The following is a 14,461-nucleotide window of genomic DNA, read 5'->3' as shown; positions in this document are numbered from 1 at the left end:
GTATAGCAGGTAGTTTTCCGACAATGGTGCCAGATCCGTCTGCCCCACCGGAGCGTTCGCCGCCGGAGATTGGCGAACCAGAGGCGGAACCACGGATTCTCCTATTTATGCAGCCGGGTCGTGACAGGGAACTCGTTACAGAGACGCTGAGTGAACAGTATCAGGTCGAAACGACAACTGATGTCGAGCGCCTGCAAGGGCCGTTCGACTGCTGTCTATTCGACACCGCCGAATTTCGCCGCGTTGCTGGCACGGTCCAGTCCAAGCGAGATACCGCAAGCGCCGTTTTTCTCCCGTTCGTGTTGTTGCTAGGCAATGATGATATCGACGGGGAGCCGTGGGAGTACGTCGACGACATCATCGACCTCCCCGTAGAGAAACAGACACTACACGCTCGTATCAGCAACCTCGTCGAGCGCCGCCGGACGGCCGCACAGCTGGCCATCCGCGAGCGCGAACTGACAAAGACGGTCGACGACCTCAGACTCAAGGAGCGAGCGATGGACGAGGCACCGGTTGGGATCACCATCGCTGACCGAAAGGGCAAGGACAACCCGCTGTTGTACATCAACGACGAGTTCGAGCAACTGACCGGCTACGGTACCGAAATCGTCGGAGCGGACTGCCGACGGTTACAGGGAGAAGAGACTAGCACCGAGACGACAGCAACACTTCGGTCGGCTATCGACGCGGAGGAGGCGGTATCTGTCGACATCCTGAACTACAGCAAAAACGGTCGCAAATTCTGGAATAAACTGGATATCGCCCCCCTGACAGACGACACTGGAACGGTCACCCACTATGCAGGCTTTCAGGCAGATATCACAAGCCGAAAAATCAAGGAACGCCGCGTCGAGGTCCTCAACCGCGTCCTCAGCCATAATCTCCGCAACAAGATGAACGTCATCGACGGCTACACCACAATTCTCAGGGATGCGTTTGGGGACGAAGAGATACCTGAAGCCGTCGAACACATCGAAGAAGCAACAGCCGACCTGATAGGGTTGACAGATACCGTCCAGAAAATCGAGCAGACGCTCGACACAGAGAACGTAGACCCTCCGACAGTCCATCTCGACCATCAGATCGAGCAGTTGGTCGACGCCTTCGAGGAACAGTTCCCCGACACAACCTTCGAGCTAACACAGACGGACGAGTCCTACAGGGTCTGTGTTCCAGGGCTGATGACGGCCATCGAGGAGGCGCTCGAGAACGCAGCCACACACAACGACAACAGCGAGCCAGCGGTACAGATTTCCCTGGCACGCCGTGACGACTGGATTGACGTAGAGATTACGGATAACGGGCCAGGGATTCCGAATCAAGAAATCGAAGTTCTGCGTCACGGCGAGACGCCACTGGAGCACGCCGACCGACTCGGCATCTGGCTCATTTACTGGGTCGTAAGCAAGGAAGGCGGACACTTCTCAGTCTCAGACGCCGAGCCAACCGGAACAGTCCTGGAACTGTCCGTCCCAGTCGAGTAAGTCGAAATTCACCGCAACCGACCGAGCAGTTGGTACTCCTCATCAGGTGAGTACCGGCGGAAGAGCAGACTGTTCGTGAGCACCGACACCGATGAAATCGCCATCGCACCTGCTGCCAGCACGGGCTGGAGCAGGCCCAGCGACGCCAGCGGAATCATCGACGTGTTGTAGCCGAGTGCCCAGACGAGATTCTGCTTGATTTTCTGCAGTGTTGCCTCCGAAATCCGGATTGCTCTGAGGACATCGACCGGGTCGTCGCGCATCAGCGTCACGTCTGCCGCCTCGATAGCCACGTCGGTCCCGCTGCCGATTGCCGTTCCAACGTATGCTACCGCGAGCGCAGGCGCGTCGTTGACGCCATCGCCGACCATCATCGCCCGGCGGCCGTCTTCCTGAATCGCCTCGACCGCGTCTGATTTGTCTTCGGGAAGCACACCTGCCCGAACGTTGTCGGGGTCGATCCCAACTGTTTCCGCCACAGCCCGCGCGGTCCGCTCGTTGTCGCCGGTGAGCATCATCACTTCGAGTCCGCGCTCGCGCAGTTGGCTCACCGCTGTTTTTGCGCTCTCTTTGACCGTGTCAGCGTCGGCGACCGCACCGACGAGACGACCACCGACTGCGACCAGCATCGCCGTCTTGCCCTCGCGTTCGAGGCGCTCCATCGTCTCGGTAGCGCGGCCGGCGTCGATACCGTGCTCCGAGAGGAGTCGACGGTTCCCGACCAAGACTTCTTCGCCGTCGACGGTTGCTTTGACCCCCTGTCCGGGGATGTTCTCGAACTCCTCGGGGTCGGTCACGTCGAGGTCACGCGCTCGCGCACCCTCGACAATTGCCTCGGCAAGTGGATGTTCACTGCCACTCTCGGCGCTGGCGACGATGCGGAGCAGTTCGTCCTCTGAGAGACTATCGCGAGCGAGTAGTTCGCCGCCGTCTGCTGCTGCGTCGCCGGCTGCTGGCTCGCCATCTTCGTTGAAGACGACGATGTCGGTGAGTTCCATCTCACCTTTAGTGAGTGTCCCCGTCTTGTCGAATACCACAGTGTCGACATCCTTCGCGCGTTCGAGGATGTCACCGCCTTTGAACAGCACACCGTTCTGCGCGCCAATCGTCGTGCCGACCATCGTTGCGGCGGGCGTTGCGAGTCCGAGCGCACAGGGACAGGCGATCAGCACCGCCGAGGCGAAGACAACGACGGCAAACTCGAACACTGAGACCGTCCCGCCGACAACCGCGGGACCGCCGGCGACCTGACCCCACAACGGAAGCGCGCCGACGAATCCAGCGAGCGTCTGCGGGAACAGATACCAGACGATACCCCAGAAGACAGCGTTGGCGATAACCGCTGGAACGAAATACGCCGAAATCCGATCAGCCAAATTCTGGATATCGGGCTGGCGAGACTGGGCTTCCTTGACCGTCTGGACAATCTGCTGGAGTGCGGTATCCTTGCCGACTTTCGTCGCTTCGACAATCAGTACGCCGTTCTCGTTGAGCGTCGAACCAACAACCTCGTCGCCCTCGGCCTTCTCGACCGGAACGGACTCACCGGTGACCATCGACTCGTCGACTGCGCTCTGGCCGTCGACAACAACGCCGTCGGTGGGAATCTGTTCGCCGGGCCGGACTTTCATCCGGTCACCGACCTCGATATCTTCCAGTGGGACCTCCCGCTCCGTGCCGTCCTCGACCAGCGTGGCCGTGTCAGCTTCCATCTCCAGCAATCGCCGGAGTGCCTCGCCGGCCTGGCCCTTCGACCGGGCTTCGAGGTAGTTTCCGAGTGTGATGAACACCAGGATGAGCGCCGCGGTATCGAAGTACAGATCACCGGCAATCAGGCCCGACAACACCGCAACCGAGTAGAAGTACGCTGTCGAGGAGCCCAGCGCGATGAGCACGTCCATATTGGCCCGGCGGTTCTTGACGAGCGCCGTGTAGGAGTTCTCGTAGAACGGCCGGCCGAGTCCCACCTGTACAGGAGTCGCAAGCGCGAAGGCGACCCACCCGACGGGGACGCCGAAAATTTGTTCGCCGAACAGTCCCAGCCCGAGGAGGTGGTCGGCCATAAAGACGAGTAGCGGGGCCGACAGCGCAGCACCGAACAGCGTGAGTCGGCGCTGTTTCCGGAGTTCCTCGCCGCGGGCCGCCTCACGAGCGTCACTCGAGTCGTCGCCATCCTCGCGGACTGGCGAGTAGCCCGCGTCCTCGATGGCGTCGTACAGCGCGTCCATCGAGACATCGGCCGGGTTGTAGGTCACTTGCGCTTCGTCGGTGGCGTAGTTCACCTCCGCGTCGATGACCCCCGGCGTATCTTCCAGCGCGGTCTCGTTGCTCTCCGCGCAGTTCGCACAGGTCATATCGGTGATGGCGATTGTCACCGTCTCTGAGACAGCGCCGTAGCCAGCCTCGTCGATTGCGTCGTAGATGTCGCCGAGCGAGACGCGTTCCGGGTCGTACTGGACCGTTCCCTCGTCGGTGGCGTAGTTGGCGTCAACCTCCGTAACACCGTCGAGGGTGTCGAGGGTGTCCTCGATTGTCGCCGAACAGTTGGCGCAGGACATCCCCGTAATATCGAGTTGGGATTTGCGTGTGGCCATCGTACATATTACTACGGTCTCTATGTTTAGGGAGTTTGTCGTTCAGATATCCCGGGTCAGCCCACATCAAAAACTTCGATATGAAACTCTCGGCTCAGACCCCCTCCTCCAGCCGTTGGTAGCGCTTCTCAAAGCGAGAGAGACAGGACGAACAGCAGAAGTGATACGCCTCGCCGTCGATACGGGTGGTTTCTCCCTCGTTGTCGACGGTGTTGTTGCACTCGGCACAGGTCAACGCGAACTCCACGCCCTCGACGGAGGGCGTCCACTCGACATCGTCGACCAGCGTGACACTGTACGCTCGAACGTCGATATCGTCGAGCAGGGTTTCGACCCACCCACGGACGTTCTCGGCCTCGGCGCGGGCGTAGAATTGCACCTCGCCGTCTGCGGTGACGAAGATGTGTTCGACGCCGTCGGCGTCGCGCAATCGCTGGCGGACGTGTTGCTGGGTGCCGGGCGGCAGGTCGACGCTGACCAACACCGGCACGCCAGCCCGGAGTTGTGAGCGGTCGACATCGACCGTGAAGTGGTTGATGACGCCCGCCTCCTTCAGCCGAGTCACGCGGTCCGAAACCGCTGGCCCGGACAGCCCCACCGCTTCGCCAATCTCGCTGTAGGGCAGCCGAGCATTCTCGACGAGCAGCGACAGAATCTCTAAATCTGTGTCGTCCAGTTGTGCCATAGCGGCCCTACAGACCCAAGAGTCATTACAGTTTCCCGTATTTGACTTTGGATAGCAAAGTGTTGGTGGCCAGCGTACTACAGATTCGAAAGGGGAAAACAGATAGTCATCAAGAGGCTAATATCGAAACATGAGCCGAACTATCACTGTCGACGGAATGAGCTGTGAACACTGCGAGCAGACTGTCGAGGACGCACTGGAAGACGTTACAGGAGTTACCTCGGCCAGCGCCGACCGAGAGGCTGGAACTGCGACTATCGACGGAGAGGCAACTCCCGACGCGCTCGTAACCGCTGTCGAAGAAGCAGGCTACGAGGCTGCTGAGTAACCGGGAGTTTTTCAGGTATCTAACTTCGAGCGATGAATACTCAGGCTTCGTCTTCCTCCTCTAAATCCTCATTTTCGAGTCCTTCGGGATCTATCAATTCTCGCTCTTCGTCTGTCGTAGCTGCTTCTTCGCAGATTTCATCCCCACGACACCATCTTAACCAGCGATACCAGATCCCGTTTAATTCTGCCTCTGATTTAAGATTATGACGCACTGAAGCTAATTCATTGAAGATAGCTTTGGGTGTATTCAGGGAGTTAGAGGAAGAGTCGGGTGATTGAGTTTTCGATGATTTCGGGATTAATTTGAAGCAGTTGTGCTGCGTTCTCGAACAGTTCCTCATCCACTGTGTGTTCAAGTCTGTTGATGTCTTCCTCTGAAGTCCGTTTCAGAAGATCTGATTTTATTTGGTTGTAGTCTTTGGCGTACCAGAGCAGGGCGTGGAGATCAGCTACATCTTTCACTCGTTTGTGGCTCTTATCCCGGTCTGGCAGTGACCGAGTCTTCATTGCTGCCAATATCTCCGGTGGGACAATTTTGACATCTCCGGGTGCTTCCCATGAGACATGGTCCGTTAATGGGTCTCCTTCATCGTCTTGGAAGACCGGTTTCAGCAACGGTTCCGCAGGCGGTTTGAACCCGAAGACTTCCCTGAACTGTTCCAGTTCAGCGGTATCCGGGATTAGATCTATGTATACTTGGAAGATTTCGTGCATATCGTACTGACTGGCTTCTTCCTCGCTGATCCGATCTCCGTTGTCTCTATGGAAGTTCTGGACGAAGCCAAACCGACTCTTTGTGTATCCCAACTCTTCAATCAGTGTAACAGACTTCCCAACCGGTGTATCCGGGAGATTTTCTTGTGTCCAATCCGGGTTGACATGAACGCCTAAGTCAATATCTCGTGAGCCTATGTACTGGCGTCCGTGCTCAGCCTCGAATTGAGGATTTACGTGGAGATGGACAGCCCAGCCACCCAGCAGACAGACCGGTGGTTCCGCTACGTGAAATACGGACTGTAGTTCCTGTTCGGAAAGCTCCGTAACCTGATCAACGTAGTACTGCCTCACCATTACTGCTTTCCCCCGTGGAATGACTGAATTAGTTTTTCAGCGGCTTCTTCGCAAGGACCGCCTTCATCAAGTAGATCTAGGATCAGCTGCGGGACTGAAACCGTAGTATAGCCGTCTACTACCTGTTCTTTGTAGAAGACGTGATGGTCTAAGACTCTAAGACGGGTGTTTCCGCCGCCCAGCAAGCCGTTCTCTTGGACGATTTTCAACCACTCCTTGATCTGGTCTGGAGAGATGTAGATGTCCGTTGTGGAAGTGAATAAGAGGCCTTGATGCAGATTCTCCGCTTGGTACGTCGTCAGTGCGTATCCCAAGTCTGTTTCTTCCAAGATTTGCATCGGCTGCTGAAGCGAGATTTCTAACTGATTCGGTTGAATCCGCTGCTGAAGCCACTCTCTATACAACTTCTCTGTCTCTACCACCTCTGTTTCCTGGATCAGACCTTGATCCTCCAGTTTGTCTGTATACTGCCGTGTCCATGGCTCAGAAGCATCCGCGAGTTGGGCCAAACGGTATTTTGTAAGGTCATTTCCGGTGTGATTCAGGAGAACACGGATAATCCTCTCCTTGGTGAATCCGCGTTCTCTGTCCGGTTTCTCCAGCAACGCCATGATACATTGGTTAACTCAAATACTTATATACTTAACCAATGCATTGTCTAATTCAACTACTTATATGCTCAACCAACCCAGAAAAGGAAGAGCTTGGAAACCAGCCCTGGAAACAGGTCCGACAACAGAGACAAGGGTTAGACAATCAGCCCTGAATCAGCCACTACGAATCCCTCCTTGGTTTGAGAAAAGGGTTTGAATCAGGCCGTAAACTGGAACGACTAACCCTTGTATACGGGTTTACAACAGGGAGAGGAAAGGAGGGGCTTCAGTCTATGTTGTTGACGACGTCCTGTTGACGTGCAGTAGAGCTGTGCTCGTACTTTTTTGTTGTTCTCTTGGATTTATGGCGGCATTGCTGTGCCGCTACTGCTAACCCTTCTTCCTCGGTTACGTAGGTCGCAGTACTGTGGCTTATTGAGTAAGGTGTGAGACCCCTGTTCTCCAAGTCCAGGTTAGCTTCTTTGGTAATCTTCTGGAACACGTCTCTGAACGAGTCTTTGTTGTAGCGGTTGCCGTATATCGTCAGCCACAACGCATCTCGTCCATCGTACTTCTCCCGTGTCTCCCGTTCGTCGAGCCAGCGTTTGAGGTTTTCACCGGTCTCCTCTTTCAACGCGACTATCCAGTTCTCCTGGTTCTTACTGGATTCTTCTCTGGAGATTCGGAGTGTGCCGTTTTGTGTGTCAACCCAGTAGGTGTTGGCGCGTTTAATTTCGATAGGACGTAGGCCTGCATCCAAAGCGACGTGCATTATCGAAGTATACTTGAAGGAATTAGCCTTCTCCCAGTCCTTCATCGTGATCTCTTCCTTCGGCTTCTGCAAACGCTGCGCAAGGTATGTCTTCCATCTCTCGCGTTCACTCGGGGTTACGGAATTGTAGTCGGACACCGAGCCATACTTCATGGCGGCTACCCTCATTTTCCGGCGGTCGTCCTTGCGTGGTGTACATTGTTTCACCGACGAAGCATCCGGTAACTACCGTATCTGACAAAGAAAGAGAGCCTAGGCCGGAATTTGAACTACGCGAAGACGGTCGCTCGCTCCGCTCGCGCTGCGTCTTCTCTCGATTCAAATTCGGCGTCCGGCTTTTCACGCGCTCCTGACCCATCGCTATCGCTCTGGGTTAGTCGCTTGGAAAAAGCCTAGGCCGGAATTTGAATCCGGGGTCTCGTCCTTACCAAGGACGCGCTTTACCGCGACACTCTCGGGCGTGGTTTTCGGCAGGTGTTGCCGGAGAGTGTCCCAATTCGGCCCTTCTTATGATATTATACTATCTGCGTTTTTATAAATCGTGGGGTGGGAGCGGTGTATGCCGAGCCAAGACCAATCCGTTTCGTTAATTTTCAGGGCTGAACAACCGCTTTGACAGCCTTCGCTGTTCATCCAACCAACGAAAGAAGTTCACGTCTCGCGGCTGATAGTACAGGTATGAGCGACGAACAAGACAAGAACCCCGAGATTCGCATACCAGAAAACAAAGACTCTGCGGTGAGGATGGTCGAAGAGGGCATGGAAGACGAAGAGTCGGACGAACAGAAACGGAACCTGATTCGCACTCAGTACAGGCTTATCGAGTGAACAAACTATTCTGTTGACTCTTCGGTAACGTTACTCTTGGTTTCCTCTGTCGCCGGAAGGATGTTTTCACCATAGAGTTCTCTGCTTACTTCCTCTGGTGACGAATCACGTTTCTCAGCCAATTGGCGGGCCTTCGTTGCCCGTTTTACGTCACGAATATCGTGCTTAAACTCAATCACGGGGCGCAAAGCCGATTCGAAAATATACGGTTCCTCGTCTTCTGGTGGCGATTCCTCTTCTGACGGGCCGAACTCAAAGGAACTGAAAACGTCCCATCCAAACATTTCTTGACTCGCTTCTGACGGTGATATACCGTCTCTCTCAGCCAAATAGAAGGCGAAAACTGGCCTTGGCAGTTCACGAATTAGTTCGACCGTTCCCACCCCTTCCCCATTTATGTTTCTCTCAAACACCCAATCAATGTAGAACTCATAGGCCGAGTCACTAATCCCATACATAACACGCAACATCACGAATACCTTCACTACATCTGTTCCACCCGCAACAGTTTGGTTCCAATCTCGGTACACAGCCAATCGTGCCTTGTTTTCGGTCGGGTCGGGGTCACGGGCCAAGGCCAAATCAAGAGCCGAGAGACGAATTGCCACGACGAGTACAAGCGCTATAGACAATCCCGCCGCGACTGCGGATGAACTCAATAGTTCGGAATACGGGATTAATGCGATATTAGACGGCAGAAGAGTGACCACCGCAAGCGAGAGTCCAAGAACGGCTTCACCATTGGAAAGTTGACGACCCGCTTTATCATATGCCTCACGGGCTTCCTGAGCGAGTGTTTCACGCGAATCTGTGATTTCAACGTCGCCACTCTCTACGTGTTTGATACCCCGTTCCACGATACCTTCACGACGATTTTCGATGAATCTCCTACCGGGGTAGAGACCTAATGTCGCCTTCACCCATGACATGACAGAGACGATAGCACCAAGACGACGTATCGCAGTAGCAAACTTCGAGACGACCCATCCAACACCGACTATACCGAACTCAAGTAGGTCTATCAACGCCTTCCACAATGAACCTCGAAACCAGACCAGAGCGGCGTAGAAAATGAGGATGGCAATGCCGACACACGCGACGAAAATCGGGATTCCAACTGTATCAAGAATCCAATTACCCGTGAGAACAAGGAGTACAGGGAAGACACCAAAGAAAATGGAAGCGAGCAACAAACCGAGTCCGAATAACAGTACCCCCATCTGATTACCTCGTACTGCGCTTACTCCGAAATCTCATGTGGTTGTATAGGTCAAGTACCATCACGCTGTTCGATTCCATCCATCTTGTTCTCCGGAATCTCGCCGTAGGCCTCTTCTATCATCTTCTCCCGGCTAATAGTCAGTTCTACAACCACGTTCACCAACTCGAACAGGCGAAGGGCAGTATCCCGGTCATCAGGGCTGTATATCTCGCCTGCGTGAACGTAGTCGTTGCCAGTCACTCGAACCGAGTCCAAGGCCTTCTGAATCCGCTCGTCTATGCGGCCTTCGTCAACGAGTTCCCCGATACCGTTGTAGAGGCTCTTATCTTCGTTTCCGGTCAGGTTTTGCACCAGTTTTTCCATAGCGAGACGGAGAAGTGCGGCGGCGGCCCGTGGTGAATCTTCGACAATCTGTCGGGCTTCGTTGAAATCTCCGCGTACCTCGTCTGGCATATCTTCGGTTGGCTTCGGGGCCGAAGACGCCTTTGGGTATATCATTTCATCAGCCACCCAAATATGATAGTCGTCACATTTTGAGCAGTGACCTACTTGACCGTCTAAGATTTCCTTTGTCGCCCCCGATTCATGGACAGTTAGCATTTGCCACCGTTGGTGTGCAAAGGTATCACAGTGCGGGCAATGAAATGCGTCTCCTTGTACCTGTGGGGGAACGTAATCGTCCATATTGTGCAATAGTTAGTCAGAAACGACAAAAACGTCCTGCTACCATAGTGAAAGTAGTTTGCTACCACCGAACGAATTACTGGCACGAATCACGTAGTCTCGCCCGTGACCTTCCGTATCCCTGACGAGCGCGTTCCTGAAGACGAGCCGTGGCGTGACCGTGATTTCCTCTGGCACTGCTATCATGAACGCGGGCTGTCGCCTCGAACTATCGCGTTCGAGTTGGGGGTGAACGTGAGTCGAGTCACCGTTCACGCCGAGCGCTTGGGGGTACTCCGACCGTGGCGACACGAGCCGACACTGCGCCGTCTGTACCTCAAGGAAGGCTTGTCAGCAGACGAGATAGCGGCCCGCGACGAGTTCGATTGTAGCACGACGACAGTCCGGAAGTACCTCGCTCGATACGGTCTGACCGACGAGAACGCCGACAAGGTGTCGTATGGGCGACTTGACGCTCTTTGATTCGCAGTAACGAGTCTCCGCCTCAAAATCTGTCCCGGACAATCGGAATCCGATTCTTGATTCGTTGCAGAAAATAAGACACGTCTTGTCTCAATAGAACCCGTTTCACCCGCTTCTTACCCGAGGCGTCTAACGGTCTAATCCGAGGCCCTCTACCGCGCAACAGCCAATTAAGGAATCGGACTCTGGCGAAGTATATCCAATCTTTGAACCACGACCACCACGTACTTCTGAAATAGTGGTCGAAGGTGTGGTCATACCCATGTTCTGTTACTCCGGGTAGATTCTCAAGAGAATGCTTCCTAACAAAATCTTGGGGATTAACACTACGAGTTGTCATATATATTGGTTCAGCCACCCGCCTGTTTGACAGTTGGTTACCTACAACGGCGTGAAGATATTTCACTTCGGTTGACCCCTCTTTTTTCATATCTCGTATAAAATCGCTGAAATCACGCCCTATCCAATCACCCTTGAAATTGATGGGAGCGGGCTTGCCAACACGAGATTTGCCTTCAAATGGAATATCTTCCTCTTCTGGTTGAATGGCATTAGGCCGACCACCACGGTCTAATAGTGCATTACCCCCTTGTTGTTGCATATCATCAGGTATATTCTCCTTTTCATCTATCCTCTCCATTACATTAGACCGAATCGTGTAGTATCGGTGGTCGCCTGTATCTACTTGGACAAGAGTAGCAAGTCGTAGTCGCTTCGCAACCCCATTTCCAAAGTTAGAGATATAGACTGTTGCCCTGTCACCTTCCCAATCAACGCCAGTCACTTCTAATACGGCTTCGTGTTGTGCGGCGAGTTGTTCTTGCTGTCTTTTGTATAATACGACCAATAATATCGTGAGAACTACGCTCCCAAGTCCTGCGACGATTTCACTCCATTGGAATACCCACTGTGGCGGAGCGAGTGGCGAAGGTGTAGGAGTAGGTGTAGCCATGTTAGCAGAATACCGAAGAGAGTCCATTTAAACACCGATGAATTGATACTACAGGACAATTCAGTCGGCTATCAAAGAAGCGAGAAAAATACTGAACGGAATAAAATACTAAAGAACCATTACTCGTTCTTGGTCGAAAAAGCGCCGTCTCCGACCACCACCACCACCACCACTATCCTGTTCTCGGAGCGTAGTCCATCTTTCTCGCCCTCGAAGTCTGACGCCGACGAGTGGGCCACGGTGACAGGGACGCCGCTCACGACGCCTACGCGGCCCGTATGAGCCGCTATACGGCTTCACGAGGGCATGAAGATAGCCGCTGATAATCCCTCTGAAAATGACTGTCAGAGGAAGAGCCGGAGCAAGTTCAGCGGGTCGCGGCTAACGAGCCACCGAAACTCTCGATACCCACCAGCGCCAATCGTGGTCTGTGACCTACCCGATGGACGCCGAGTTCGAGGGGGTGGAGTCCGGTCGCCGTCTCTCAAAGCGCCAACTCGGGTATGGCGCGTGGAAGGGGGGTATCCCTGTCGAGCGGGTCGAAGGGGGGTTCCTCGTAGACGGCGAACGCTACGAGCGGGTCAGCGAGTAGGGGGGTGTCCCCGTCCCCCACCAGCCGGGGCCAGTCCCGGCGGCCCCGACCACCAGTCCCCCGGTACCCCGACGGTCGTCCCCGGTGGCCGGTGGGTGTGTGATACTGTGTCACGCGCTTTGCTGGTGCGTGCTGTCTATTCGAGTGTGTACCAGTCGGGTGGCTCACCAGAGGGACGGCCCCTGTGTCCGGTAGAGGTGGGCTACACGTCTCTCCGCCTGCGCCTAAACCGTCAGTAGAGTGCCTAAGAACCGGTTTTCTCCGTTCACCCACCAGTCAAGAAAGTGATAGGTTGTCAGTCAGAGTCCGCCACCAATTTCAGAAGATTGCCATTTTGGATTATAATCTGATAATTCTATAGACGCCCCGTGGGTTTTGCGAAAACACCCCCGGTGTCGATTTGAGAGCGACCGGTAGTAGTCACACCCCCAACATCCTAAAAATCGGGTTTGAGACAATTCATTCCAAGATAGGAAATGACAAGGAGATACCGGTTCAGCCGGTTGCCCCACTACTCTTCCGGTGGCGGATTCTGTTCAAGTTCGTCTTCGAGCCGGGCTATCTTCCGCTTGAGTTGGGCGCGTTTGACTATCCGCTGTTCGTCTTCGGGGGCTTCCTCGTCGTACTTTGTCCGAGCGTACTGCAACAGCAGGGACACCTGTTCGCTGAAGTTCCGGTCGTGGTACTCCGCCAGTTCCTCTATCCAATCTTCCAAGTCTTCTTCGAGGTAGACCGTGCGCTGGCTCTTGTCGGTCATACAGGAATGTGCTTTTCGGCATTAATGTGGATTTTGGCATTAATGCCCTACAGGGCATTCTTGTTGGTAGACCACCCTTTATATGTCTGATTCGTGCCGCTACTCGAACATATGCGTTTGAAGGCCTCTTCGGCCAATCCCTGCAATATACAATACAGTTCTTGCATTACAGTGTGCGCTATGAGGGACACTCGGGAACTTGGATATGGTCGTAATCCTCGGGGTAGCACTCGATAATGGCGGACAGTTTTTCGTAGGTCACTCGTGGGTCGAACCGCTCGACTTTCTCGTATTCGCGCTTGAACCAGTTCCACGTCACGTCCCAACCGCCGACGGCAAGTAGGTGGCACGCCACCGAAACAGCCACGGACTCTTCGTCTTCGAAGTGGTCGAAACTCTTCCTCTCGACCGTGTGTTTTCGTTCCATCACCTCGGTCTGCTCCGCACTCGCTGGTGGTCGTGGCGACCCGTTCATCCCTGACTTGCCTACGTCATATCCCCACTCGTCTAACAGGCCGATAGCGGCTTCTCGACCGTCTCTTTCAAGGGTTGCGGACGCGAGGCTTGCTTCGACCTCTCCCACATTGAGGATTATCGAACGGTTGCTCTTTCCCCCAAGAATGACTACGTAGTCACCTCGCTCGTAGTCCCACTTGGGGTAGTCTTCACCTGACAGTTTGACCGGACGTGATACCGTCTCGTCGTCTCCGAAGACCGTGTACTCACCGCCACCGCCAACCATTCCAAGGACTTCGCACGGTGCGTAGTGGTACCTGCCTTCCTCGAATACGTTCTCAATCACCTGAACGATGGTCAAACTACGGGTGTCGTCCGCGTCGGCGTTCGCGTAAGGGCTGACCGGCTTGTCGGTATAATGACGCCAGTATCGTCCGTGTAGGTTCGGGTCGGATGGCGGCTGGTCATAGTCCTGAATCGCGGACTTCGTTCTCTTGCTTCCCTCTCCGGACTTCGAGTCAGTCGGGACAGTGAGAATGTTGTCGCCCACAAACGGAGACTGTCCGAACACGTCAACAAGGAAATCGTAGTATGTGTCCGGTTTCTCTACGTCGGCGTCCACTATCGCTTGAGCAATCTGCTGGTCAGTATCATTCAGTCCGACCGAGATTTTCTTGTCGCCAGTCTTCCCGTGTTCGACCCCGAGAAGCCGGAACTGGCGCTTACGGCTGTAGATACTTGCGTCCAAGATAGCATTGTTCTCGTTGTTGAACTCCGTAGCCTGTTCCTTGAGTCGGATTAGCCCCGCTTTGGACTGTATGAAGAGCGGAACGTGAGCGTGTATCGAACGGTTTCCGGAGTAGTAGAACTGGCAGTCTCGTGGCCCAATCGGGAGCACGTCGGAAATGAAATTGGCAATCCACCGTTTCATCTCTTCAAACTCGCACCCTTCGTCACGAGCGTCAGATTCCACGAG

At 54.5% G+C, this 14,461-nt stretch carries 15 protein-coding genes and 1 tRNA gene; 5 read left to right on the top strand and 11 right to left on the bottom strand.

Going from position 1 to position 14,461, the window contains the following annotated elements; translation table 11 throughout:
- Positions 1–23 precede the first annotated feature (23 nt).
- Positions 24–1,487, top strand: coding sequence for a sensor histidine kinase (locus ACMGFM_RS00335; RefSeq protein ID WP_436900275.1), 1,464 nt, complete (start codon positions 24–26; stop codon positions 1,485–1,487).
- An 8-nt stretch (positions 1,488–1,495) separates the two neighbouring features.
- Here the strand turns inward: ACMGFM_RS00335 and ACMGFM_RS00330 are convergent, their stop codons facing one another.
- Positions 1,496–4,081, bottom strand: a complete 2,586-nt coding sequence (locus ACMGFM_RS00330; RefSeq protein ID WP_436900274.1) for a heavy metal translocating P-type ATPase — start codon at positions 4,079–4,081, stop codon at positions 1,496–1,498.
- A gap of 94 nt (positions 4,082–4,175) precedes the next feature.
- Positions 4,176–4,766 carry an AsnC family transcriptional regulator gene (locus ACMGFM_RS00325; RefSeq protein ID WP_436900273.1) on the bottom strand — a complete coding sequence of 197 codons (591 nt, stop codon included), beginning with the start codon at positions 4,764–4,766 and terminating at the stop codon, positions 4,176–4,178.
- Positions 4,767–4,896: 130 nt separating this feature from the next.
- Here ACMGFM_RS00325 and ACMGFM_RS00320 point away from each other — a divergent pair, with 130 nt between their 5' ends.
- The gene (locus ACMGFM_RS00320; RefSeq protein ID WP_436900272.1) at positions 4,897–5,094 is read left to right on the top strand and encodes a heavy-metal-associated domain-containing protein; all 198 of its coding nucleotides are present in this window, start codon (positions 4,897–4,899) and stop codon (positions 5,092–5,094) included.
- 257 nt (positions 5,095–5,351) lie between these two features.
- Here ACMGFM_RS00320 and ACMGFM_RS00315 read toward each other — a convergent pair whose 3' ends face one another.
- The 4 genes from ACMGFM_RS00315 to ACMGFM_RS00300 form a co-directional block, all read right to left on the bottom strand.
- Complete coding sequence (locus tag ACMGFM_RS00315) at positions 5,352–6,167, bottom strand: nucleotidyl transferase AbiEii/AbiGii toxin family protein (RefSeq protein ID WP_436900271.1); 816 nt, start codon at positions 6,165–6,167, stop codon at positions 5,352–5,354.
- Entirely contained in the window at positions 6,167–6,778 is a 612-nt protein-coding gene (locus tag ACMGFM_RS00310) for a hypothetical protein (protein ID WP_436900270.1), read from the bottom strand. Before ACMGFM_RS00310 ends, ACMGFM_RS00315 begins: the two co-directional genes overlap by 1 nt.
- A 268-nt stretch (positions 6,779–7,046) precedes the next feature.
- Positions 7,047–7,700, bottom strand: a complete 654-nt coding sequence (locus ACMGFM_RS00305; protein ID WP_436900269.1) for a tyrosine-type recombinase/integrase — start codon at positions 7,698–7,700, stop codon at positions 7,047–7,049.
- Positions 7,701–7,925: 225 nt separating this feature from the next.
- A tRNA-Thr gene (locus ACMGFM_RS00300) sits at positions 7,926–7,985 on the bottom strand.
- Positions 7,986–8,210: 225 nt separating this feature from the next.
- Between ACMGFM_RS00300 and ACMGFM_RS00295 the strand changes: the two genes are divergently transcribed.
- A complete protein-coding gene (locus ACMGFM_RS00295) occupies positions 8,211–8,360 on the top strand; it encodes a hypothetical protein (RefSeq protein ID WP_436900268.1) in 150 nt (49 codons plus the stop codon).
- Between the two features lie 5 nt (positions 8,361–8,365).
- Here the strand turns inward: ACMGFM_RS00295 and ACMGFM_RS00290 are convergent, their stop codons facing one another.
- Positions 8,366–9,580 carry a hypothetical protein gene (locus tag ACMGFM_RS00290; protein WP_436900267.1) on the bottom strand — a complete coding sequence of 405 codons (1,215 nt, stop codon included), beginning with the start codon at positions 9,578–9,580 and terminating at the stop codon, positions 8,366–8,368.
- Positions 9,581–9,630: 50 nt separating this feature from the next.
- Positions 9,631–10,035 carry a DUF4145 domain-containing protein gene (locus ACMGFM_RS00285; RefSeq protein ID WP_436900266.1) on the bottom strand — a complete coding sequence of 135 codons (405 nt, stop codon included), beginning with the start codon at positions 10,033–10,035 and terminating at the stop codon, positions 9,631–9,633.
- Between the two features lie 336 nt (positions 10,036–10,371).
- Here ACMGFM_RS00285 and ACMGFM_RS00280 point away from each other — a divergent pair, with 336 nt between their 5' ends.
- The gene (locus tag ACMGFM_RS00280; protein ID WP_436900265.1) at positions 10,372–10,728 is read left to right on the top strand and encodes a lysozyme family protein; all 357 of its coding nucleotides are present in this window, start codon (positions 10,372–10,374) and stop codon (positions 10,726–10,728) included.
- 22 nt (positions 10,729–10,750) lie between these two features.
- Here the strand turns inward: ACMGFM_RS00280 and ACMGFM_RS00275 are convergent, their stop codons facing one another.
- Entirely contained in the window at positions 10,751–11,680 is a 930-nt protein-coding gene (locus ACMGFM_RS00275) for a hypothetical protein (protein ID WP_436900264.1), read from the bottom strand.
- 442 nt (positions 11,681–12,122) lie between these two features.
- Between ACMGFM_RS00275 and ACMGFM_RS00270 the strand changes: the two genes are divergently transcribed.
- Positions 12,123–12,272, top strand: coding sequence for a hypothetical protein (locus ACMGFM_RS00270; protein ID WP_436900263.1), 150 nt, complete (start codon positions 12,123–12,125; stop codon positions 12,270–12,272).
- A gap of 511 nt (positions 12,273–12,783) precedes the next feature.
- On the opposite strand, the gene ACMGFM_RS00265 is transcribed toward ACMGFM_RS00270, so the two are convergent.
- Complete coding sequence (locus tag ACMGFM_RS00265; RefSeq protein ID WP_436900262.1) at positions 12,784–13,029, bottom strand: hypothetical protein; 246 nt, start codon at positions 13,027–13,029, stop codon at positions 12,784–12,786.
- A 178-nt stretch (positions 13,030–13,207) separates the two neighbouring features.
- Positions 13,208–14,383 (bottom strand): hypothetical protein, encoded by a 1,176-nt coding sequence (locus ACMGFM_RS00260; protein ID WP_436900261.1) that lies wholly within the window; start codon positions 14,381–14,383, stop codon positions 13,208–13,210.
- Positions 14,384–14,461 lie beyond the last annotated feature (78 nt).

This window comes from Halovenus halobia, from assembly GCF_051414135.1.
Classification (GTDB): Archaea; Halobacteriota; Halobacteria; order Halobacteriales; family Haloarculaceae; genus Halovenus; species Halovenus halobia.
This window is presented reverse-complemented; position numbering and strand designations above follow the sequence as displayed.

What these genes read in the sequence shown, in the direction of transcription:
- ACMGFM_RS00335 (WP_436900275.1), top strand. Translation starts at nt 24, where the DNA reads ATGGTGCCAGATCCGTCTGCCCCACCGGAGCGTTCGCCGCCGGAGATT.
- ACMGFM_RS00330 (WP_436900274.1), bottom strand. Translation starts at nt 4,081, where the DNA reads ATGGCCACACGCAAATCCCAACTCGATATTACGGGGATGTCCTGCGCC.
- ACMGFM_RS00325 (WP_436900273.1), bottom strand. Translation starts at nt 4,766, where the DNA reads ATGGCACAACTGGACGACACAGATTTAGAGATTCTGTCGCTGCTCGTC.
- ACMGFM_RS00320 (WP_436900272.1), top strand. Translation starts at nt 4,897, where the DNA reads ATGAGCCGAACTATCACTGTCGACGGAATGAGCTGTGAACACTGCGAG.
- ACMGFM_RS00315 (WP_436900271.1), bottom strand. Translation starts at nt 6,167, where the DNA reads ATGGTGAGGCAGTACTACGTTGATCAGGTTACGGAGCTTTCCGAACAG.
- ACMGFM_RS00310 (WP_436900270.1), bottom strand. Translation starts at nt 6,778, where the DNA reads ATGGCGTTGCTGGAGAAACCGGACAGAGAACGCGGATTCACCAAGGAG.
- ACMGFM_RS00305 (WP_436900269.1), bottom strand. Translation starts at nt 7,700, where the DNA reads ATGAGGGTAGCCGCCATGAAGTATGGCTCGGTGTCCGACTACAATTCC.
- ACMGFM_RS00295 (WP_436900268.1), top strand. Translation starts at nt 8,211, where the DNA reads ATGAGCGACGAACAAGACAAGAACCCCGAGATTCGCATACCAGAAAAC.
- ACMGFM_RS00290 (WP_436900267.1), bottom strand. Translation starts at nt 9,580, where the DNA reads ATGGGGGTACTGTTATTCGGACTCGGTTTGTTGCTCGCTTCCATTTTC.
- ACMGFM_RS00285 (WP_436900266.1), bottom strand. Translation starts at nt 10,035, where the DNA reads ATGCCAGACGAGGTACGCGGAGATTTCAACGAAGCCCGACAGATTGTC.
- ACMGFM_RS00275 (WP_436900264.1), bottom strand. Translation starts at nt 11,680, where the DNA reads ATGGCTACACCTACTCCTACACCTTCGCCACTCGCTCCGCCACAGTGG.
- ACMGFM_RS00270 (WP_436900263.1), top strand. Translation starts at nt 12,123, where the DNA reads ATGGACGCCGAGTTCGAGGGGGTGGAGTCCGGTCGCCGTCTCTCAAAG.
- ACMGFM_RS00265 (WP_436900262.1), bottom strand. Translation starts at nt 13,029, where the DNA reads ATGACCGACAAGAGCCAGCGCACGGTCTACCTCGAAGAAGACTTGGAA.